General features: G+C 43.3%; 12 protein-coding genes. 11 read left to right on the top strand and 1 reads right to left on the bottom strand.

Annotated features, from left to right (window positions below; translation table 11 throughout):
* Positions 1–22: 22 nt before the first annotated feature.
* The 4 genes from GO009_RS10075 to GO009_RS10060 all read left to right on the top strand — a co-directional run bounded on the left by GO009_RS10075 (position 23) and on the right by GO009_RS10060 (position 9,795).
* Positions 23–3,070 (top strand): beta-L-arabinofuranosidase domain-containing protein, encoded by a 3,048-nt coding sequence (locus tag GO009_RS10075; protein WP_203532432.1) that lies wholly within the window; start codon positions 23–25, stop codon positions 3,068–3,070.
* A gap of 66 nt (positions 3,071–3,136) precedes the next feature.
* The gene (locus tag GO009_RS10070; RefSeq protein ID WP_239057441.1) at positions 3,137–4,843 is read left to right on the top strand and encodes a DUF885 family protein; all 1,707 of its coding nucleotides are present in this window, start codon (positions 3,137–3,139) and stop codon (positions 4,841–4,843) included.
* A 70-nt stretch (positions 4,844–4,913) separates the two neighbouring features.
* The gene (locus GO009_RS10065; protein ID WP_203532431.1) at positions 4,914–7,616 is read left to right on the top strand and encodes a DUF5695 domain-containing protein; all 2,703 of its coding nucleotides are present in this window, start codon (positions 4,914–4,916) and stop codon (positions 7,614–7,616) included.
* 28 nt (positions 7,617–7,644) lie between these two features.
* Entirely contained in the window at positions 7,645–9,795 is a 2,151-nt protein-coding gene (locus GO009_RS10060; RefSeq protein WP_163626087.1) for a family 43 glycosylhydrolase, read from the top strand.
* 23 nt (positions 9,796–9,818) lie between these two features.
* Here GO009_RS10060 and GO009_RS10055 read toward each other — a convergent pair whose 3' ends face one another.
* The gene (locus GO009_RS10055) at positions 9,819–10,556 is read right to left on the bottom strand and encodes an NUDIX domain-containing protein (protein WP_163626086.1); all 738 of its coding nucleotides are present in this window, start codon (positions 10,554–10,556) and stop codon (positions 9,819–9,821) included.
* Positions 10,557–10,937: 381 nt separating this feature from the next.
* Between GO009_RS10055 and GO009_RS10050 the strand changes: the two genes are divergently transcribed.
* The 7 genes from GO009_RS10050 to GO009_RS10020 all read left to right on the top strand — a co-directional run bounded on the left by GO009_RS10050 (position 10,938) and on the right by GO009_RS10020 (position 21,659).
* The gene (locus GO009_RS10050; RefSeq protein WP_163626085.1) at positions 10,938–12,470 is read left to right on the top strand and encodes an alpha-N-arabinofuranosidase; all 1,533 of its coding nucleotides are present in this window, start codon (positions 10,938–10,940) and stop codon (positions 12,468–12,470) included.
* A 6-nt stretch (positions 12,471–12,476) separates the two neighbouring features.
* On the top strand, positions 12,477–14,450 hold the full coding sequence (locus GO009_RS10045; RefSeq protein ID WP_163626084.1) for a glycoside hydrolase family 127 protein: 1,974 nt from the start codon (positions 12,477–12,479) through the stop codon (positions 14,448–14,450).
* A 150-nt stretch (positions 14,451–14,600) separates the two neighbouring features.
* Positions 14,601–16,490, top strand: coding sequence for an alpha-L-arabinofuranosidase C-terminal domain-containing protein (locus tag GO009_RS10040; protein ID WP_239057444.1), 1,890 nt, complete (start codon positions 14,601–14,603; stop codon positions 16,488–16,490).
* A 57-nt stretch (positions 16,491–16,547) separates the two neighbouring features.
* Positions 16,548–18,224 (top strand): ribulokinase, encoded by a 1,677-nt coding sequence (locus GO009_RS10035; RefSeq protein ID WP_163626082.1) that lies wholly within the window; start codon positions 16,548–16,550, stop codon positions 18,222–18,224.
* Positions 18,225–18,227: 3 nt separating this feature from the next.
* Positions 18,228–18,929, top strand: a complete 702-nt coding sequence (locus GO009_RS10030) for an L-ribulose-5-phosphate 4-epimerase (protein ID WP_163626081.1) — start codon at positions 18,228–18,230, stop codon at positions 18,927–18,929.
* Positions 18,930–18,943: 14 nt separating this feature from the next.
* The gene (araA, locus tag GO009_RS10025) at positions 18,944–20,449 is read left to right on the top strand and encodes an L-arabinose isomerase (protein WP_163626080.1); all 1,506 of its coding nucleotides are present in this window, start codon (positions 18,944–18,946) and stop codon (positions 20,447–20,449) included.
* 22 nt (positions 20,450–20,471) lie between these two features.
* Positions 20,472–21,659: an aldose epimerase family protein gene (locus GO009_RS10020; protein WP_163626079.1), complete on the top strand. Its 1,188-nt coding sequence runs from the start codon at positions 20,472–20,474 to the stop codon at positions 21,657–21,659.
* Positions 21,660–21,666: the final 7 nt, after the last annotated feature.

Raw genomic sequence — 21,666 nt, 5'->3', positions numbered from 1 at the left:
AGTAATGGAGAAAAGAGTAATTATGAAGTTAAGTAAGTTGTTCGTTGGTGCAATAATATTATTTTCTGCTTGGGGTACAAGTTTTGTACAAGCACAGAGCGGGAATCAGATTTTGGACGGAATTGGTGAAACGGGGATGGTTTCCCGATACATTTTTGATGGGGATGCCAAGGATTGGTCCAGAAATAACCTCCATGGAAGAATCTATGGACCAAACACCAAATTTGAAGACGATGAACAGTTTGGTAAAGTGCTGTCCTTGTCCAGTGACGGCAAATCCTATGTTTCCATTCCCGGTGAATCTCTGGAAGGGGAAGAATCCCTGAGTATTACCGCCTGGGTCAACTTTCAGACACTGGAGTCTGGCCAACGATTTTTTGATTTTGGGAAGGATGGTAGGACACACTTTTTTGTTGCCCCATCGGGTACCCAAGACGACCAAGGATACCAAGTGCAAATAATCAAAGATGGTAAGAAAGCGTATGAAGCTGTTTCACCAAACTCAAAAATAGAAACTGGCCAATGGGTCCACCTTGCCGTGGTTCTCGATATTCCATCAAAAACCATGAGCACTTTCATCAATGGAAAGCAAGTGGCCAAAGTTGAAAATATGGATATGGAGTTGTGGCAATTGTTCACGCACGAAAATCTACTTTATATAGGTAGGTCAATTACATCAGGAAATCCTTACCTCAATGCCAAAATTCACGATTTTAGATTGTACCGGATTCCTTTGAGCCAAAAGCAGGTAGCAAGGATACACTACATAGCCCTGAAGGGTGACGAAATAGTGAAACGAGAGAAACCAGAAGATGATCTTCCAAAATTCACTCCAAATACTCCACAATTGTACAATGAATATTTGGTAGGTGTTACTGATGTTGATGTAGAAACCGAAGTAGGTTTTTTACCAAGATTGCCCCGTTTCGTCCAAGGCACATATCGCAATGGAGTCGAAGGCCCAAAAGTGAGAGTGTTGTGGCCATCCCCAACAGATAATTCCGAAGTTTCAAAACCTGGAAATTATGTGGTCACAGGTCAGGTTTCCGGTACGGATTTTCAACCAAAGGCCAGAGTTACGGTAAAAGCAGGTAAAGAATCGGATACACCCAGCCTTAAACTGGACGTTTTTGGATTGGATCAGGTATCACTCAATACCGATGCCCATGGTCAGCAAACAAAATTTATTGAAAACCGGGACAAATTTATAAATACATTGGCGAAGACCAACCCGGATTCCTTTCTCTATATGTTCCGAAATGCCTTTGGTCAGAAACAGCCAGAGGGAGCAAAACCCTTGGGCGTATGGGACAGTCAAGAAACCAAATTACGGGGGCATGCTACAGGACATTACCTTACGGCAATAGCCCAAGCCTATGCCAGTACGGGTTACGATAAAGAACTACAGGCCAACTTTGCCGATAAAATGGATTACATGGTGGATGTATTGTACAGGCTATCACAAATGTCAGGGAAGCCGGTAAATACAGGTGGGGAATACGAAGCAGACCCAACGGCGGTTCCTCCAGGCCCAGGTAAATCAACCTATGATTCTGATCTGAGCGAAAACGGTATCCGAACCGATTATTGGAATTGGGGCGAAGGATTTATAAGCGCCTATCCGCCAGACCAATTTATTATGTTGGAAAAAGGAGCGACCTACGGAACACAGCCTACGCAAATTTGGGCGCCCTATTACACCTTGCACAAGATTTTGGCCGGACTAATGGACATTTACGAAGCCAGTGGAAATGAAAAAGCACTTGAGATTGCCAAAGGAATGGGCGATTGGGTATATGCCCGATTGAGCCAGCTACCTACCGATACATTGATTAGCATGTGGAACACTTATATTGCAGGTGAGTTTGGGGGTATGAACGAGGCCATGGCCCGTTTGGATAGAATCACCGATGAACCCCGTTACCTCAAAGTGGCCCAATTGTTCGATAATATCAAAATGTTTTTTGGTGATGCAGAACATTCGCATGGATTGGCCAAAAATGTAGACTCCTTTCGTGGACTGCATGCCAATCAGCATATTCCCCAAATTGTGGGAGCGTTGGAAATATATCGCGATTCGGAATCCCCTGAATATTACCAAGTGGCCGACAATTTCTGGTACAAAGCCAAAAATGATTACATGTACAGCATAGGCGGGGTTGCTGGGGCCAGAAATCCCACGAACGCGGAATGCTTTATCGCTCAACCAGCTACATTATACGAAAATGGTTTTTCATCGGGAGGTCAAAATGAAACCTGTGCCACCTACAATATGCTCAAACTGACCAAAAATCTATTCCTTTTTGATCAACGTACCGAATTAATGGACTATTACGAGCGTGGACTATACAATCATATCCTCGCATCGGTGGCGGAGGACAGTCCGGCCAATACCTATCATGTACCATTGAGACCAGGTTCTGTCAAGCGGTTCGGAAATGCAGATATGAGTGGCTTTACCTGTTGCAATGGTACCGCTTTGGAGAGCAGTACCAAGCTCCAAAACTCCATTTACTTCAAAAGCAGGGATAATAAGGCACTTTATGTAAACCTTTTTGTTCCATCAACATTGGAATGGACCGAGAAGAACATCACTGTTGAGCAAAAAACCGCTTTTCCGAAGGAAGATAATACACAGTTGACCATAAAAGGCAAAGGAAAATTTGATTTGAACATTAGGGTGCCGCAATGGGCTACCAAAGGGTTTTCTGTAAAAGTGAACGGTAAACCTGAAAAAGTGGAAGCTGTGCCAGGTACTTACCTTACCTTAAGCCGTAAATGGAAAGATGGAGACCTTATTGATTTGGAAATGCCCTTCCAATTCCATTTGGACCCCGTAATGGACCAACAGAACATCGCTAGCCTTTTTTACGGTCCTGTTTTGTTGGTGGCACAGGAACCCGAGGCACGAAACGAATGGCGTAAAGTAACCTTGGATGCAGAGGATATAGGTAAAACCATAAAAGGTGACCCCAAAACATTGCAATTTACCATTGATGGAGTGCTTTTTAAACCTTTTTATGAGACGTATGGACGCCATTCGGTGTATTTGGACGTGACACTGGAATAAGATGATGGTGTACAATGAAAAGCAAAACCAATCACTACCTTTAGGTAGAAAACAAAAAAACGAAACATGAGCAGTATGGGTTTGAAGAAAATAGGAATCATAACGTTGGCCATGGTCGGCTCTTTGGCAACGGCACAGACCAGTAAAATGGCGGATATCGTCACTGAATTTGAAGCGGACAACTGGGCGTTGAACCGAACATACATTGTTGATGAATCCGAAGAATATTACCAGCGTTTCTCCACATTCTATTCCGACTGGGAAAAGAAAATGGGGGATATTGATTTTGCTTCTTTATCACAGCAAGGCAAGGTGGACTATATTCTTTTAAAGAACCTAGTGACCAAGGGCGAATACTTTTTAAATCAGGATTATGATGCCTATAAAGAAGTTGACGATGTAGGCAATTTTGCCAAGGATATTTTTCCATTTATCCAAGACCGACGAAGGGGCAAAAAGCCGGACGCTAAAAAACTGGCACAAACATTTCAAGATGCCACCGAAGCCATTGATTCCGAAATGGAATCATGGAAGAACAAGCCCTTTAAGGATTGGCAAACAGCCGATAAAGCTTCAGAGTTGATGCTTTCTTTCCAAAAAGGATTGGAAGAGGCATACAATTTTTACTACGGATACGACCCGGACTTTACATGGTGGGTGGAAAAACCCTATGAAAAACTCAACGAAAAGTTGACCGCTTATGCCGAATTCCTTAAAAACAACTATTCACAGAACAGTGTCAAGGACGATGGCAGCGGCATTATAGGTAAACCGATCGGTGAGGACGCATTGAATGAAAGCCTATCCATGGCATTCATTCCCTACACTCCGGCCGAACTCATAAAAACTGCCGAAGAGCAATTTGAATGGTGCAAAAACGAGATGATAAAGGCATCCCGCGAATTGGGGTATGGCGATGACTGGAAAAAGGCCTTGGAACATGTAAAGAACACCTATGTTCCGGCAGGGGAACAGCCAGAGGCCATCATGGACCTTTACAGCCAATCGGTGGAATTTGTGGAAGAAAGGGATTTGATTACCTTACCGGATTTGGCCAAGGAAACCTGGGGAATGAAAATGATGAGCCCCGAAAGGCAAAAGGTCAATCCGTTCTTTTTGGGAGGTAGGGATATCATCATTTCTTATCCAACCATGGAAATGGATCATAACGATAAGTTGATGAGCATGCGGGGCAACAATCCGAATTTCTCATTTCCCACGGTGCAGCACGAATTGTTGCCAGGGCACAACTTGCAGTATTTCATGACCAGCCGTCACAAAAGTTATAGAAGACCTTTTTATAATCCGTTTTGGACGGAAGGATGGGCATTATATTGGGAAATTATTCTTTGGAACAAGGGATTTCCCCAAACCCCGGAACAAAAAATGGGTATGCTGTTCTGGAGAATTCACAGATGCGCCAGAATCATTTTTTCGCTCAAATTCCATTTAGGTGAAATGACCCCGCAGGAATGTATCGACCTTTTGGTTGATGAAGTTGGTCATGAGTATGCCAATGCCGAGGCAGAGGTGAGGCGCTCTTTTACGACCAATTATCCGCCATTGTACCAATTGGCTTACATGATGGGCGGTCTCCAGTTTTATGCCCTTCGAAACGAAATGTTGGATAAGGGTTGGACGGAAAAACAGTTTCATGATCGGGTAATGAAAGAAGGCAGAATGCCCATAGAGCTATTGCGCGCTTTGTTGCAAGACCTTCCTTTAAACAAAAACTATAAAACCAAGTGGGAGTTTTCCACTGCATTCAAATAAGCATTTACAGATTATATTAAAATAGGATGAGGTAATCCACCTCTCTTCTAAAACTAAACTGACACTAAAAATGAAGCATGTAAAGTTTTGGGTGGTCACCGCATTGTGTATGGCCGCCATATCAACCATAAAAGCACAAGAAACCTATTGGAGCAGGGTGGAGCAAAGGGAATCGACCTTGGGCATTGCCGATGTTTACCAAAAATTCAACACCCCCGATTTTAAATTAAAACTGGTTAGGGCATCACAAACCGTTGCGGCCCTTAGACCTAATAGCGAACCCTATTTTGATTTCACACCGGGAGAGCGTCTCGAAATCAGGGATAAGGACAGTTTGTATCATTTGGGCGACATCAACCTTAGGATAAAAGGTGTAGATGGAAAGTGGAAGGATTATTCCACTGCTACCAATCGGGCAGCGGTAACCCCCTTAGAAGCATATGGAAATGTTTTGGCAGCGGCCGACTTGGCCAACACCTTGCCCAGTGACATACCTGTTTCGGTAAAACGCTATTATGAGTTGGACAACAAACAACTGGTAATGCGTTTTGAAATTACCAATCAGCAGAACACTACTGTGGAAATAGGAGCCATGGGCGTTCCGATGATTTTCAATAATATCCTCGAAGGTAAATCATTGACCGAAACTCATGCCCAGAACGTTTTTTTTGATCCCTACATTGGTAAAGATGCAGGGTATCTGGAAGTAAAAAGATTGAGCGGTGAAGGTTCTGCTTTATTAGTATTGCCCAAAGAAAACATGGGGTTTGAAGCTTACAGGCCCTTATTAGACGATGCCACCCCAAAAAGCATTGTTTTTGAAGGTTTTCACGAATGGATGGTCCACAGCAAGGCTTACGCCGAACAAGAGTGGAAAGGAGTAGAGCAGTGGAACAAACCCACATCGTTGGTGCTTCAGCCGAACGAAACCAAAAGTTTTGCCTTAAAATTTGTCCTTACAGAGGGTATCAAGAATGTTCAAGAAACCTTGGTAAAAGAAGAGCATCCTGTGGCTGTAGGTGTGCCGGGTTATGTGTTGCCTCAAGATATAGAGGGTCAATTGTTTGTTGATTACAAAAATGATATAGCTTCTATAAATATTGAGCCCAATGGGGCTTTAAAGGTTAAAGAAGAAGGTGCAACCGCTTCTGGAAAGAAAAAATATTTCGTTCAAGGTAAAAAATGGGGCCGAGCAAGACTTACTATAACGTATAATGATGGCGTTGAACAAACCATTAATTACAAAGTCATCAAGCCTGAAGCTGATGTCATCAAGGATTTTGGCCATTTTTTGACTACAGAGCAATGGTTTGATGATCCCAATGATCCTTTTGGGCGTAATCCCTCGGCCATTAGCTACGATTATGAAAAAAAAGAACAGGTAGTGCAGGATGGAAGGGTCTGGATCAGTGGATTGAGTGATGAAGGCGGAGCAGGAAGTTGGTTGGCCGCGGTGATGAAACAATTGGTGCAACCTGATAAAGAAGAAATCAAAAAAATACAAGGGTTTATTGATGAAACCTTGTGGGGAGGAATACAGTATAATGATGGTCCCAACAAATATGGAGTTAAGAAAAGTGTGTTCTACTACGAACCCGACTCTTTGCCCAAAGGAACTTACAGTGATAAAATCAACTACAACACTTGGGCCGCGTGGGATCATGAACATGCCAACGACCCGGGAAGGTCTTATAATTATCCACACGTAGCTGCTGCTTATTGGGTAATGTACCGTTTGTCTCGTTACCATGAAGGGCTTGTGGACAACCGTCCTTGGAATTGGTATTTGGAAAATGCCTACCACACCAGTGTGGCCATGGTGGAGAAAGCTCCCTACTATGCCCAGTTCGGACAGATGGAAGGTTCCGTGTTCCTTTTTATTCTTGAAGATTTGAAAAATGAAGGGCTTACAAATATGGCCACGGACTTGGAAGAGCGGATGAAGGAAAGAGCGGACCACTGGAAGGCTTTGGACTATCCTTTTGGCAGTGAAATGCCTTGGGATTCCACAGGACAAGAGGAAGTGTATATGTGGTCCGATTACTTCGGATATGACCGAAAGGCGATGGTTACCCTGAATGCCATTTTGGCTTACATGCCCACTATGCCACACTGGGGCTATAACGGAAATGCCAGAAGATACTGGGACTTCTTATATGGAGGAAAAGCAGGGGAGACATCTAGGGTGGAACGTCAAATCCACCATTACGGGTCATCGTTGAATGCCATTCCGTTGTTGAGCCATTTTAGAAAAAAACCAGATGATCTGTATCTATTGAAAGTCGGTTACGGAGGTCTTTTGGGCGGAATTTCCAATATTACTCAAGATGGTTTTGGCCCGGCAGCGTTCCATTCATACCCATCAACCCTTAAAATTGATGGCATTTCTGGGGATTATGGCTCCGGTTTCTACGGATATGCAGTGAACACCTCTTCCTACCTTGTCAAAGATGAAGATTTAGGCTGGTTGGCCTTTGGAGGCAATTTGTCCCAAAAAGGGGATGAGGTGGAAATGGAATTGACCACGGCCGCAAAGTCCAAAGTGTTCATTGCTCCCAAAAAGCTATGGCTCACATTGGATGCCGGATCGTTTAAAACGGTGTCCTATAATCATGAAACAGGTAGTGTAACCCTGACTTTGGAAGAAAAAACAGCACATACGCCCTTCGCTTACTTACGTGTGGAAGGAAGAGAGCTTGAACTTCCTTTCAAAAAAGTGCGGGGAGCATATCAAATTGAGTTGGGCAAGAAGGAAACTGTCATCAAACTTTAAAAATTAGAGGATTAACCTGAGGAATTGAATGAAGAATAGGGTGCTGAACATATTGTTGTTGATTTTGGCATGGGGCAATGTCTTTGGACAGCAAAAGATGGGGCAGCTTTCTATTGAAAATGTGAACCCGATCCTTCCTGGGTACTTTGCAGACCCTACCATCAAAAAGTTTGGTGATACCTACTATATCTACGCCACAACGGATAATGAAATGTTGGCATCCGGGGTGCCTACGGTTTGGTATAGCAAGGATTTTGAGCATTGGTACAATTATACCATGGAAGTTCCCTCCTTGGAATCTGTTAATCTGAGAAATTTTTGGGCACCTGATATTATTGAAGGAGAAGATGGAAGATACTATCTGTATTTTGGTAACTGTCAGGCTGGATGTAATATTTATGGGTATGTTTCCGACACTCCTGTTGGACCATGGGAAAAATTGAATAAGGATGATACTCCAGTAATCGCCCATAATTATCCAAGGGAAGGGTTTCCTTCTCTGGATGCCCAATTTTTTAAGGATGATGATGGAAGAATTTACGCTTATTGGGGAACTTGGGTCCACTATAATGGAGGGTATGCCATAGGTGAATTGGACAGTGGAAACATGACAAAGGTGAGCAGCGCAAAGAACATTCCGTTAGAAGAAACACCGCAACCTTTTGAGGCAGCTTATATGATAAAGAAAGGGGATAAATACATTTTAATGTATTCGGGAGGCTCTTGCCATGATGAAACCTATAACGTAAGATATTCATATTCCGACAGCCCATACGGACCATTTACCCCTGGGGCCAACAATCCTATTCTTGGTACCAATGAGGAGGGAACCGTTCATGGGCCTGGGCATCATTCTGTGTTGGAAGAGGACGGCCGCTATTACATTGTTTACCACAAGCACGATTATCCCATGACACGTGGTGGTTTGTCTCGTCAAGTAAGTATGGATGAAATGGTTTTCGAGAACGATTCCACCATCAAAAAAGTAATCCCAGGTGAAACAAGCCTTAAGGATTTGGCGAAATCGGATGTCCCGATCAATTTGGCAAAAAATACCAAGGCCATAGCCTCTTCTTTTTACCGTTTAGAGTCGCTTCGATACAATTATCGGTACAAGCCGTCCTTTGCCACGGACGACCATAACGCTACTATGTGGAAAGCTGGAGACAATTCGTTTCCGCAGGATTTGACCATTGATTTGGGCAAACTGACCGACATAAAAAGGGTAATGACCCAATTTGAGTTTGCAGGATATTACTACCAATATAAACTAGAATATTCCTCTGATGGTGAAAACTGGAAACTTTATGCAGATCGTTCCAATAACAAGGTTTCCGGTAGTCCCATGATTGATGACAACGATGTCAATGCTCGCTATTTAAAACTTAGTGTGCTGGATGCAGAAAAAACAGGTCTGTACGCAGCGGTTTGGAACATCAAGGTATTTGATTCTTTATTTGAGATTCCATTGAATTTGCAAAACAAACCATCAAAAAAAGGCCCTGGAGCAAAAAGTTTAAATAGGCAATTGGTAGCTATTGATGCAAATGATTTACCTATCCAACATGACCTTGCCATTCTGCCCAACAAAGGGAACATTGGGGGAAATTTTGAGAAAGAAGGCGAAGTGACCATTGAAGAGGATGCGGAAGGGACAAGGGCATTCAACTTCACCAAGGGGGCACTTGTTTTGGACAGACCAGTTCCAAAAAGTCTGGAATGGAACGGAGCATTTACGGTGGCCACATGGGTCAAAAATCCGCAAATAGGCAAAGAGGATGAGTGTTTGGTGTCCTGGTGCGATAGGTTCAGGTTTAATCTGGCCAATTCCTACAATGCTTTGCATTTTAACAGTGGCAACTATGGAGCTGCAGCACACTTGGATGGCCATTTTGATATGAAATACAACAATCTTCCATCAGCTAATGAATGGCACTATATTGTGTTAACGTTTGATGGGGTAGCAGAGAAAATCTATGTGGATGGCAAATTGGACAACTCACAAATCATGACCTTGGCCTCACAGATTGATGATGCCAAAATACGAATCGGGGCTTCCGATATAGGGGAGAATTATTCGGGCTATATGGCATCCATGCAGATGTACGATCATGCCTTGACCGAAATTGAAATCAAAAAGTTGATGGTGGAAACAAAGCCTTCAAAAGTAAAAGATTAATCGGCACAAGCTTTGATCTATGATCAAAGCTTGAAACTGAAGCCATCTTCCTCCACTTTTTTCTCGTATTTCTCTTTATCAAAAACATACAGATAGGCACCCTTGCGCGAAACGGTCATGTCCTTTTCGTCCAATTTCACCAACACATCCAAAGAATTGATCTTATTGATAAAGTTGCGCTTGTCCAGTTTTTTGTCCAAAATGGACTCATAAAGATTTTGAAGCTGCCGCATGGTGAACTTTTCGGGGAGCAGTTCAAAACCGATAGGCATGGTCATGGCCCTGCGCTGCAATCTTGAGATGGCCTTTCGGATCATTTCATTATGGTCGAAAATCAGCTCGGGAGCTTCATCAAGGTCGAACCAGCGTGCCGAATCGATTTGAATCCCGTCAAACTGATGGGAATCCACATCGATCAAGGCAAAATAGGCCACCGAAATGGTTCGCTGTCCAGGATCCCGATCTACCTTACTATAGGTGTAGAGCTGTTCCATGTAAATGTCACTCAATCCGGTTAGGGTGTTCAGTACCCGTATCGCAGCTTGATCAAGATTTTCATTTTTTTTCAAGAACCCGCCGATTAGGGACCATTTCCCCTTTTCAGGTTCAAAATTACGCTTGATCAACAAAATTTTCAGGTTGGTTTTGTCGAAACCAAAAATAATACAGTCCACGGCCAAAAGGACCTGATCTTCTTTCTGATAAAAATTGAGTTGCGAATTGATGTCTTTGGCCACTTTTGCTTCTTTGGGTATTTCCATGGGTCCTAAATTCTTAAAACTAATTTTTTCTGACAAATATCCAGTACGGAAATGGCCCCAAAATCTCTTTGGGTCCCTTCAAAATTTACAATAAAAAAAATTGCTCAGTACTTAAGGATATTTAAAATACATAAAATCAGTTGATTGTCTTTTAAATTTTTGTTGTGTAAATTAAACACATAAAAATTGTAATTTAATTTGTTTTAACGCTAAAACTTTTGCTATATTTATAAATGTAAAAACAACACTTCAAAAAGTAATATTCAATAGTTGATTGAGTAGGCTTGTTTGGGTTGGTTTAAGTTTAGTAATTTTTAGTTAAGGCCATGGTAGGTTCATGGTCTTTTTTTGACTTTTTGTAAAACCGTAATTCAGTTTTTTATGAAATATTTTGCCTTGCTTTTCTGCCTGATTTTCTCAATACAGTTGTTCTCACAACAATCGGTTGTGGTTCAAATAACAGAAGAATCCAATTCGCCACAAATTAGTAAACATATCTATGGCCATTTTGCCGAACATCTGGGGCGTTGCATTTATGAAGGGCTTTATGTTGGGGAGGAAAACAAAATCATTCCCAATACCGATGGAGTCCGAAATGATATTATCGAGGCCCTTAAGGAGCTCAATATCCCAAATCTAAGATGGCCCGGAGGATGTTTTGCCGATACCTACCACTGGAAAGATGGGGTAGGGCCCAAAGAAGATAGGCCTACTATTGTGAACCGATGGTGGGGCGGAACCACAGAGGACAACAGCTTTGGAACCCATAATTTTTTGAACCTTTGTGAAGAATTGGGTGCGGAGCCTTACCTCTCTGCCAATGTGGGCAGTGGCACTGTACAGGAGTTGATAGACTGGGTACAGTACACCAACCATGACGGGATTAGCCCCATGGCCGATTGGCGCCGTGAAAATGGCAGGGAAGAGCCGTGGAAAGTAAAATATTGGGGGGTTGGCAACGAAACCTGGGGCTGTGGTGGAAACATGACTGCCGAGTACTATGCTGACATCTACCGTCAGTACGCCACCTTTATGCCAGGTTGGTCCGGTGAGACCGAAGTATATAGGATTGCATCCGGTGCATCGGAAGATGATTATCACTGGACGGAAACCCTGATGAAAAATGTACCTCATGAGTTAATGGAAGCCGTGGCCCTTCATGATTACGCAGTCATTGATTGGTCCAACAAAGGGCCATCTGTCAATTTTGATGACGAGATTTACTTCAAGTCGATGGAACAGGCGTTGAAAATGGAGGAGTATGTTACCAAGCATATCGAAATCATGGACAAGTACGATCCTGAAGGTAATGTGGATCTTTTTGTGGACGAGTGGGGAGGCTGGTACGATGCCGAACCAGAAGTGGCAAGCGGGGTGCTTTTCCAACAGAATACCATACGTGATGTGATGATTGCAGGAACGGTGCTCAATACCTTCAATAACCACGCAAAGAGGGTGAAGATGGCAAACTTGGCCCAAATGGTAAATGTGTTGCAGGCCGTAATCCTCACCGATGAGGAAAAAATGATCAAAACCCCCACCTATCACGTCATGCACATGTACAAAGTGCATCAAGATGCGCAGTTGTTGCCATCCAAAATTGAAGAAAATACAATGTTCAGGGGACTTCCTGCCTTATCTGTATCCGCATCAAAGGACGAAACGGGCAAAATTCATATCTCCTTGGTAAACATAGATCCTGAAAACAATATGCCCGTAGAGCTGGATATTTCCGGTTTGGACATCAAAAACATTTCTGGACAAATCTTGACATCGGAAAAGCTACAGGACCATAATTCCTTTGATAATCCCGAAAAGGTGGCCCCGGAGGAGTTTAAGGGAGCTAAATTGAAAAAGGGTAGAATTTTGCTTACCATTCCCGCACATTCACTCATTGTCTTACAGGGAAAATAGGAGATAATGAAAAAACTACTTTTGATAACAGGAGGAGTATTGTTGTTTATGGTATCATGTAAACAGCAACCCAAGGAAGAACAAAGACAAGGGAATGAGGTGAGTGTGGCACCTGATTACGCTATAGAGCCAGTAAACATCCAAAATGTAAAGTTGAAGGATGAATTCTGGTTGCCGATAATACAAAGGGTTCAGGAAAAAACCATTGAATACGCATTGGACAAATGTGAGGAAGAAGGACGCTTTGATAACTTTTTGATTGCCGGCGGTGAGATGGAAGGCTCTGTTAAAGGGGCCATGCCCTTTGATGATACGGATGTGTATAAGATTATAGAGGGGGCTTCCAATTCGCTGATCAGCGCACCCAACCCCGAACTGGAAAAATTGCTGGATTCCTTGGTGTCCATCATAAAAGTGGGACAGGAAACGGATGGATATCTTACTACCTGGCGGACCATAGACCCCGCAACCCCCCCGGCAAGTTGGGTAAAGGTGGACAAGGGTGAACGTTGGGAATCTTTGGCCATGAGCCACGAACTCTATAATGCAGGACATTTATTCGAAGCTGCCGTGGTGCATTACAAGGCTACTGGGAAGCGGAACTTTCTGGACATTGCCATAAAAAATGCGGACCTGATGGTGCAGACTTTTGGTGAGGGGGAAGGTAAAATTGCTGCTGTGCCGGGACACCAGATTATTGAAACAGGTTTGATAAAACTCTATCAAACTACTGGAAAGAAGGACTATTTTGATTTGGCCAAATACTTTCTGGACCATAGAGGAAAACCGGAACATCACGAGCTTTTTGGTGATTATTCCCAGGATCATGTGCCCGTGACAGACCAAGATGAAGTGGTTGGGCATGCCGTAAGGGCAGTATATATGTATGCGGGAATGACGGATATAGCCGCCATTGAAAAGGATACTGCATATTTGAAAGCGGTAAACGCCCTTTGGGACAATATGGTGAACAAGAAAATGTACATCACCGGTGGAATCGGGGCCAAACACGAAGGGGAGGCTTTTGGTGAGAACTACGAATTGCCCAACCTGACAGCTTACAATGAAACCTGTGCAGCAATCGGCGATGTTTATTGGAACCACAGATTGCACAACCTGACAGGGAATGTAAAGTATTTTGATGTGATTGAAAGAACCCTGTACAATGGGTTGATTTCTGGACTCTCTTTGGATGGTCAAAAATTCTTTTATCCCAATGCCTTGGAATCCGATGGGGTATACAAATTCAATCAAGGGGCCTGTACAAGAAAGGACTGGTTCGATTGTTCCTGCTGCCCCACCAACGTCATACGATTCCTTCCTGCCATGCCAGGTCTGATCTATTCCAAAACGGACGATACGGTTTTTGTAAACCTGTACGCAACGAACGATGCCAAGGTAGACCTTAAAGCTCAAACCGTAAAACTATCACAGGAAACCACGTACCCCTGGGATGGCAAAGTAAAGCTGACGGTTGATCCCACCGAAGCAGGCAAGTTTACCATGAAGTTCAGGGTTCCTGGATGGGCCAGGAACGAAGTGCTGCCCGGTGACCTTTACCAATATGCCACCGTGGTCAATGAAAAAAACAGGATAAGCCTGAATGGCGAAAAACTTGATGTTCAGGCCGAGGAAGGCTATTTCACCATTTCAAGGGAGTGGACAAAAGGAGATGTGATCGAACTAGAATTCCCAATGGAGGTGAGAAAGGTGAAGGCCAATCAATTGGTAGCGGAAAACAAGGGTAAAATGTCCTTGGAACATGGCCCAATGGTTTATGCAGTGGAAGAGATTGACAATAAGGGTGGCTTTGAAAAAATAGCTTTGTCCACCGATGAAGAATTTCAGGTCAATATGCGACCTAATCTTTTGGGAGGGGTCAACACCATATCCAACGATAATTTGACCGCCATACCCTATTATGCTTGGTCCAATAGGGGAATTGGGAAAATGAAGGTATGGTTGCCAACGGAAAAATAAAAAATGCACAAACTGAACAACATGAAAAAATTGATTAGAGCATTGTTTTTAACACAGGTTTTGGTCTCTGGTTTTTATAGTTGTAAAAATCAAGAAGAGGCCAAAGCCGAGAGTACCGTTGTCGAAATTGATAGGGAACTGGTCGTAAATATGGAAGATAGGGGCATAAAAATTCAACCTACGATGTACGGAATCTTTTTTGAGGACATCAATTTTGCCGCAGATGGCGGGCTGTATGCCGAAATGATCAAGAACCGTTCCTTTGAGTTCACTTTGCCCAAAATAGGTTGGGTTGAGCCCAATAGCGATAGACATTCCTATAACAATGAGTCGGGAATCCTATCAGTAGTCAAATATTCCGAAGAAGGGACCAATCACAATTTTGCCCGCGTAGAAGTAAAAAATGATGGAGGATATGCCCTCATCAACGAAGGCTTCCGTGGAATGGGAATAAAAGAAGACGCTCAATACGATTTCTCCGTAAAAGCGGCCAAACGCTCTGGTGATATCCAGAAAATCAAACTTCAAGTAATAGATTCATTGGATAATGTACTCGGTGAGACATCGGTTACACCAGATAGTGATTCTTGGAAGACCTACGAATCCACTTTTACCGCCAATACATCAGAAATGAAAGCAAAGGTCAAAATCACATTCGAAGGAGAAGGGGAAATAGATTTGGATATGATTTCCCTCTTTCCGCAAGACACTTGGAAAGGAAGAAAAAAAGGACTTCGCAAAGATTTGGTGCAACTGTTGGATGATATGAACCCTGGGTTTCTGCGCTTTCCAGGTGGATGTATTGTAGAAGGAAGAACCTTGGCTAGAAGGTACCAATGGAAAAAAACTGTTGGGGATATTGAAGACAGGGAAATTTTGGTAAACCGCTGGAACACCGAATTTGCCCACCGACCAACACCCGATTATTACCAAAGTTTTGGACTTGGATTCTTCGAATACTTCCAATTGTCCGAAGATATGGGAGCTGAACCCCTTCCCATTTTGGGATGTGGTATCGCTTGCCAGTTTAACACTGGTGAGTTGGTGCCGATGGACGAAATGGGTCCTTATGTGCAAGATGCTTTGGATCTAATTGAATTTGCGAACGGAGATACCAACACTGCTTGGGGTCAGGTTCGTGCTGATATGGGACATCCAGAACCCTTCAATATGAAATACATTGGAATTGGAAACGAGCAATGGGGACCTGCCTACATAGAAAGATACAAGGTCTTCGAAAAGGCTATCAAGGCAAAATATCCTGAAATCATCATAGTTTCAGGTAGCGGACCTTTCCCAGAAGGAGATTATTTTGAATACGGTTGGAAGCAGCTTAAGCAAATGAATGCCGAAATTGTTGACGAGCACTACTACAAACCACCAAAATGGTTCCGCGAAAATGCGGACCGTTATGACAGTTATGATAGAAAAGGGCCTAGGGTCTTTGCTGGTGAGTACGCCGCCCAAACCGTTGCGACTGCAAGTCCCGATAACAAGAACAACTGGAATGCAGCATTATCCGAAGCAGCATTTATGACTGGTTTGGAAAGAAATGCCGAAGTGGTTCACCTAACATCTTATGCACCCTTGATGGCACATACCGATGGTTGGCAATGGACACCCGACATGATTTGGTTCAATAATTTGGAATCGTTTGGAACACCAAATTATCAAGTACAAAAAATGTACGCGACCAATGCAGGTACCGATCTTTTGAAGATTACTGAAGGTGGAGAAAAGATTATCGGAAAAGATGGACTGTATGCCAGCGCTGTAAAAGATGCCAAAACCAACGAATTGATCATAAAGGTGGTAAATACATCGGAAGCAGGACAAAACCTTTCCATTTCAGTGGAAGGCGGCAACACACAAGAAAATGTTGACGTGTTGATCATGGCCATGGACGATTTAGAAGCTGAAAACTCTTTTAAAGAACCTATGAAAATCAGTCCAAAAGAAAGTTCGGCAACCATTGATGGAGGGCAGTTGAACATTACCCTGCCATCTCGCTCTTTCAGCATTTATAAAGTTAAAATATAACACGGACGCTGAAGTTGTCCAAGATTTAGATAATAAATAGAAGTCAGTAAAAGAGGAATGAAAAAATACGTAATAGGACTCGATTATGGTTCTGACTCGGTAAGAGCGGTAATGATCGATGCCCAAAACGGGGCGGAGTTGGCCTCGGAAGTATTCTGGTATCCCAGATGGAAAGCACAAAAATACTGTAAACCGGCAATCAACCAGTTTAGGCAACATCCTTTGGACCATATTGAAGGACTGGAACATACAATTAGTTCCGTGATGGAACAAAGTGGAGTGCCACCAGAAACCGTAAAGGGCATTTGTATAGATACCACAGGCTCTTCGCCCATGCCAGTGACCGAAGATGGTACTGCATTGGCCTGTGTGGAGGGCTTTCAGGAAAACCCAAATGCTATGATGGTACTTTGGAAAGACCATACCGCTGTGAAAGAAGCCAACGAAATAAATGAATTGGCAAGAAATTGGGGCGGAGAGGATTATACCAAGTACGAAGGTGGTATCTATTCTTCAGAGTGGTTCTGGGCCAAAATACTTCACGTGGCCAGAGCGGACAAAAATGTAATCGATGCCACCCACACATGGATGGAGCATTGCGATTTTATCACCTATCTCTTGGCCGATGAAAAGGATTTGAAAACATTTAAAAGAAGCAGATGTGCGGCAGGGCACAAAGCCATGTGGCACGAAAGCTGGGGTGGACTGCCCGATAAGGAATTCCTGTCTAAATTAGACCCGTATTTAGCTTCACTTCGTGATAACCTGTATGAAGAAACCTTTACCTCCAACGAAATTGCAGGCCATTTAAATGAAGAATGGGCAGACAAGTTGGGTTTAACGACAGGCACGGTGATCGCTGTAGGAACTTTTGATGCCCACGCAGGTGCCGTAGGCGCCAAAGTGGACCATCATGCACTTGTGAGGGTTATGGGTACATCCACCTGTGACATTATGGTGTCCTCCAATGAAGCCATTGGCGACAAGACCGTCAAAGGGATTTGCGGCCAGGTTGATGGCTCGGTAATCCCGGGCATGGTCGGTCTCGAAGCCGGGCAATCTGCCTTTGGAGATGTGCTTGCATGGTTCAAAAGTGTGTTGCAATGGCCAATTGATAACCTTGTTTTAAACTCCAAAGTGCTTTCCGAAGAACAAAAAGCCGAGCTTAAAGCCGAGGTGGAATCAAAATTTATTCGCTCTTTGGCAGAACAAGCAGAAAATATCCCACTTGCCGAAGCTGTGCCAGTTGCCTTGGATTGGGTAAATGGTAGAAGAACCCCGGATGCCAATCAAGAATTAAAAAGTGCCATTTCGGGAATATCACTGGGAACCAAAGCCCCTCATATTTTCAAGGCCTTGGTCAATGCCATTTGCTTTGGTTCCAAAATGATCGTGGACCGTTTTGAAGAAGAAGGGGTGAAAATCGAGACCGTAATCGGTATCGGTGGGGTGGCAAGGAAGTCACCTTTTATTATGCAAACCTTGGCCAACGTATTGAACATGCCCATAAAAGTGGCAGAATCGGACCAAGCACCCGCTTTAGGAGCAGCTATTTATGCTGCGGTGGCATCAGGAATCCATAAAAATGTGATCGAGGCCAGTAAAGTAATGGGAAGTGACTTTGAAGCAGAATATTCTCCACAGTCCTCCCAAGTGGAAGTGTACGCCAAATTATTGGAAGACTACAAACAACTTGGAAGTTTTGTGGAACAGCAAACCAACAAAAACAAATAAGCCATGAGCTCAAAATACAAATCGCTTAAGGAAGAATGCTACGAGGCGAACATGGAACTCAATGCCCTGGGGTTGGTCATATACACCTTTGGTAATGTAAGTGCCGTGGACAGGGACAATGCTGTTTTCGCTATAAAACCCAGTGGTGTGCCATACGAAACCCTAAAACCAGCGGATATCGTAATTGTGGATTACGATAATAATGTGGTTGAAGGAAACCTTAGGCCATCATCCGACACCAAAACCCATAGTTATCTTTATAAAAAATGGGAAAATATTGGTGGAGTGGCCCATACCCATGCCATGTATTCCGTTTCCTGGGCGCAGGCGCAAAGGGATATTCCAATTTTTGGAACCACACATGCCGATCACCTTACACAAGATATTCCCTGTGCCCCGCCGATGGCAGATGAACTGATTGAAGGAAATTACGAGCACAATACGGGCATCCAAATCTTGGATTGCTTCAAGGAAAGAAATTTGGATTACAACGAGGTTGAAATGATACTCATTGGAAACCATGGCCCATTTGCTTGGGGCAAAAACGCGGCCAAGGCGGTTTACAATACCAAAGTGTTGGAGACAGTGGCCCAAATGGCCTACTTGACCTTACAGATAAACCCCCAAGCGCCTAGACTAAAAGATTCACTAATAAAAAAACACTACGAACGTAAGCACGGAAAAAATGCTTACTACGGTCAATAAAAAAATTACAGTAAATGAAAATATCTAAAAAAGAAATCTGGTTTGTAACAGGAAGCCAACATTTGTACGGACCAGAGACTTTAAAACAAGTGGCAAGCAATTCAAAAGATATTGTTGATGGCTTGAATGCAGCCGGGAAATTGCCTGTCTCCTTGGTTTTTAAACCCATTGTTACCACACCGCAAGAAATAACCGCTCTTTGTCGTGAAGCAAGCAACAATCCATCCTGTATCGGTTTGGTAGCATGGATGCATACCTTTTCACCGGCAAAAATGTGGATTGCCGGCCTTAAAATATTGAGTAAGCCATTGTGTCATCTACATACGCAATTTAATGCTGAAATCCCTTGGGATAATATTGATATGGACTTTATGAACCTGAACCAATCCGCGCATGGTGACCGTGAGTTTGGATTTATGATGTCCAGAATGCGCAAAAATCGCAAAGTAGTGGTCGGTCATTGGAAAGATGAGCGCGTGCAACAAAAACTAGCTGTTTGGGCGAGAGTTGCTTTTGGGGCAGACGAATTGCAGCACATGAAAGTCGCCCGTATTGGTGACAACATGCGTGAAGTTGCTGTCACCGAAGGGGATAAAGTCGCCGCTCAAATGCGTTTTGGTGTGGCAGTAAACGGTTACGATTCATCGGACATAACCAATATTATTGATGGATTAGATCAAAAAGCTGTTGATCTATTGATTGAAGAATACGAAGCCAGTTACAATTTATCAGAATCACTCCAAAAAAATGGAGCGCAAAGACAATCGTTGGTGGATGCTGCCAAAATTGAGTTGGGACTTAGAACTTTTTTGGATGATGGCGGATTCAAGGCCTTTACTGATACTTTCGAGAATCTTGGTGCCCTAAAACAATTGCCAGGTCTTGCCGTACAACGTTTAATGGCCGATGGATACGGTTTTGGAGGTGAAGGTGACTGGAAAACTGCCGCTCTTACAAGAACCATGAAGGTAATGGCCGAAGGATTGGATGGTGGAACTTCGTTTATGGAGGACTATACCTACCACTTCACCCCTGAAAAAGATTATGTATTGGGCTCGCATATGTTGGAGATCTGTCCTTCCATTGCAAGTGCAAAACCATCTTGCGAAGTGCATCCTTTGGGTATTGGAGGGAAAGAAGACCCTGTGCGATTGGTTTTTGATTCACCAGCGGGAGAAGCGCTGAATGCATCATTGATTGATATGGGAAACAGGTTCCGTTTGATCGTAAACGAAGTAGAAGCCGTAGAACCCATGGCCGATTTACCAAAATTACCTGTGGCACGTGTGCTTTGGGACGCAAAACCGAATCTGGATGTTGCCGCTACCGCATGGATTCATGCTGGTGGAGCGCACCATACCGTGTATACGCAAGCATTGACTACCGAATACATGGAAGACTTCGCCGATATTTTCGGAATAGAACTTTTAGTTATAGATTCGGACACGAAACTTAGAGCATTTAAAGATCAGCTCCACGCCAACGAAGCATACTATCATTTGTTTCAGCATGGAATGTAATCAAACTAACATAAAACTATAAATGATGAGGATAGCCAAACCTTCTATATTTTACTGTGTTTTACTTTTGGTCTTTACAACTATAGGCTGTAAGCAAAACAAAAAAGAAAACCAGTCAGAAATGGAAACCGCAAAAACTGAAAGTGAACAAAACCCCATTGAAGAAACCATATTTGGGGAAATGCCAGATGGCACAAAAGTGAAGAAGTTCACTTTGAAAAACGAAGCTGGAATGGAAGTGGATGTTATCACCTATGGTGGTATCATTACCCGTTGGACGGCCCCCGATAAACAAGGAAACTATGAGGATATAGTCCTAGGTTTTGATAGTTTGGAACAATACCTTGATGGTAGCCCATACTTTGGGGCACTTATTGGCCGATATGGGAACCGTATTGCCAATGGGAAGTTTTCTTTGGATGGAGAGACCTACACTCTGGCCACGAACGATGGGGACAATCATCTTCATGGTGGAGAAAAAGGTTTTGATAAAGTGGTATGGAACGGTGTAGCTAAAAATACCGATAAAGGTGCGAATGTTGAGCTTACTTATACCAGTCAAGATGGAGAAGAAGGATACCCTGGAAAATTGGACGTAAAAGTGACCTATACGCTTACTGCAGATAATGCATTGGACATCCAATATGAAGCGGTAACGGACAAACCAACTGTTGTCAACTTGACACAACACAGCTACTTTAATCTTTCCGGACAACTTTCCAAACAAATTTTAGATCATGAGATTTATTTGAACGCCGATGCATATTTACCTGTTGATGGAGGTTTGATTCCTACTGGCGAATTCAGAGAGGTGGCAGGAACCCCTTTTGATTTTAAGGAGCCTAAATTAATTGGTAAGGAGATTGAAGCCGATAACGAGCAATTAGATCTTGGCAAAGGATATGATCATTGTTGGGTGCTTAACGAGGGAGAAGAAGATTTTGGTTTGGCAGCTTCGGCGTACCATCCCAACACGGGTAGATTGTTAGAGGTGTATACCAATGAGCCGGGCATACAGTTTTACAGCGGAAACTTTTTGGATGGGACATTGCCTGCACAAACTGGAGGTACTTATGTGAAGCGTTCAGGATTTTGCCTGGAAACACAACATTATCCAGATAGCCCAAACCAAGCCGATTTTCCTTCGGTAAGATTAAATCCTGGAGAAACCTATTCTTCTAGGACCATGTTCAAACTATCAACCAAATAGATAAACC

Source organism: Allomuricauda sp. TY007 (genome assembly GCF_010468565.1).
GTDB lineage: Bacteria > Bacteroidota > Bacteroidia > Flavobacteriales > Flavobacteriaceae > Flagellimonas.
This window is presented reverse-complemented; position numbering and strand designations above follow the sequence as displayed.

What these genes read in the sequence shown, in the direction of transcription:
- GO009_RS10055 (WP_163626086.1), bottom strand. Translation starts at nt 10,556, where the DNA reads ATGGAAATACCCAAAGAAGCAAAAGTGGCCAAAGACATCAATTCGCAA.
- GO009_RS10020 (WP_163626079.1), top strand. Translation starts at nt 20,472, where the DNA reads ATGATGAGGATAGCCAAACCTTCTATATTTTACTGTGTTTTACTTTTG.
- araA (WP_163626080.1), top strand. Translation starts at nt 18,944, where the DNA reads ATGAAAATATCTAAAAAAGAAATCTGGTTTGTAACAGGAAGCCAACAT.
- GO009_RS10075 (WP_203532432.1), top strand. Translation starts at nt 23, where the DNA reads ATGAAGTTAAGTAAGTTGTTCGTTGGTGCAATAATATTATTTTCTGCT.
- GO009_RS10050 (WP_163626085.1), top strand. Translation starts at nt 10,938, where the DNA reads ATGAAATATTTTGCCTTGCTTTTCTGCCTGATTTTCTCAATACAGTTG.
- GO009_RS10060 (WP_163626087.1), top strand. Translation starts at nt 7,645, where the DNA reads ATGAAGAATAGGGTGCTGAACATATTGTTGTTGATTTTGGCATGGGGC.
- GO009_RS10030 (WP_163626081.1), top strand. Translation starts at nt 18,228, where the DNA reads ATGAGCTCAAAATACAAATCGCTTAAGGAAGAATGCTACGAGGCGAAC.
- GO009_RS10045 (WP_163626084.1), top strand. Translation starts at nt 12,477, where the DNA reads ATGAAAAAACTACTTTTGATAACAGGAGGAGTATTGTTGTTTATGGTA.
- GO009_RS10040 (WP_239057444.1), top strand. Translation starts at nt 14,601, where the DNA reads ATGGAAGATAGGGGCATAAAAATTCAACCTACGATGTACGGAATCTTT.
- GO009_RS10065 (WP_203532431.1), top strand. Translation starts at nt 4,914, where the DNA reads ATGAAGCATGTAAAGTTTTGGGTGGTCACCGCATTGTGTATGGCCGCC.
- GO009_RS10035 (WP_163626082.1), top strand. Translation starts at nt 16,548, where the DNA reads ATGAAAAAATACGTAATAGGACTCGATTATGGTTCTGACTCGGTAAGA.
- GO009_RS10070 (WP_239057441.1), top strand. Translation starts at nt 3,137, where the DNA reads ATGAGCAGTATGGGTTTGAAGAAAATAGGAATCATAACGTTGGCCATG.